The organism is uncultured Campylobacter sp., assembly GCF_937997595.1.
Lineage (GTDB): Bacteria > Campylobacterota > Campylobacteria > Campylobacterales > Campylobacteraceae > Campylobacter_B.
In genome coordinates, this window is sequence record NZ_CALKTS010000023.1 from 1 (window position 1) to 1,157 (window position 1,157).

Consider the following 1,157-nt stretch of genomic DNA (forward strand, 5'->3'; position numbering starts at 1 on the left):
TCAACCTACGGAGTGAGCCCTTCTGCACGGAGTTTGCCGGGCTGCGACTAAAAATAATGCACCATCCGTTTTATCTCTTTGACGAGAAGCCCGTAGCGCAAAATGAAGCAGACGGGTTAAATTTAGGTGCGGGCGCGGATCGCGCGGTAGATTCTCGCAGGAATTCCGGCGCGAGCCTAGCTAAAAATTTAAGCTTAAGCGACGAAGCAAATCGCAGCGCAAATTTAGACTCAAACTGCAGAGCAGATCGCGGGAAAATTTTAATCGCAAATTCTAAAACGGCGGATCGCGAGGCAAATTTAAACTCAAATTTTAATGCTGCGGGCGTTGATAAAATTTTAAATGGCACGTGCCGTGCAGATGAAAATTTCAAAAACGCGCATAGTGCGAGCGCGAATTTAAAAAGCAGGCAATCCGTAAGTCTAAATGTGAGCTTGGGCGTGAATACAGGCGTGGATGTGAACTCAAACACAAATTTAGACTTAAGTTTGAACGCGGATACCGCTTCAAGCCCGAACGCAAATTTAAACTCAAATGCAAGCGCGAATTTAGCCACTAATACGAGCCCAGATATGAACTCTAAAGCAAGCTCGGGTGCGGATCGCGCAGTAAATTTAACAGCGCCGAGCTTAAACGCGAATTTATCCGCACCAAACTCATGCGCAAATTTAACCGCGCTGAACTTGGGCTCAAATTTGACCGCGAATTCTGAGCTCAATGCAGGCGGCGAAAGTAAAAATCGGGGTCTATGCGGATGCGGCGCAGATAAAATTTCAACTATCAAAATTTACGGCCATACCCACTATCTCGCCGCGGCGGTAAATAAAAACGGCGCGCTTGTGCTAAATCCGGGCGAGATTTGCGGACGCAAAAAGAGGCTTTTCGAGTTTGCCTACGTCGTGGCACAAGACGGGAAATTCCGCGTATTTCACGTCTGTGCCGCGCCCGAAAAAGCTCTAAAATGGCAAGAACGCGAGATAAAACTATGAATGAAATTTACGTCTTAATCGCGCTATCGTTTTTGATCTTTGCTTCGCCCTTTTTGGCTAGCCTAGCTAGAATTCCGCTCTCGCCTATGGAGATCATGCTTGGCATTATAGCTGCAAATTTAGGGCTTTTGCCGCCAAGCGCGACCTTCGATCTAGCCGCGCAGATCG

At 47.5% G+C, this 1,157-nt stretch carries 2 pseudogenes; both read left to right on the top strand.

Going from position 1 to position 1,157, the window contains the following annotated elements:
- Positions 1-989, top strand: a pseudogene (locus tag Q0614_RS00810) (hypothetical protein); the annotation flags it as partial.
- A pseudogene (locus tag Q0614_RS00815) lies at positions 962-1,157 on the top strand (hypothetical protein); the annotation flags it as partial. The pseudogenes Q0614_RS00810 and Q0614_RS00815, both read left to right, overlap by 28 nt.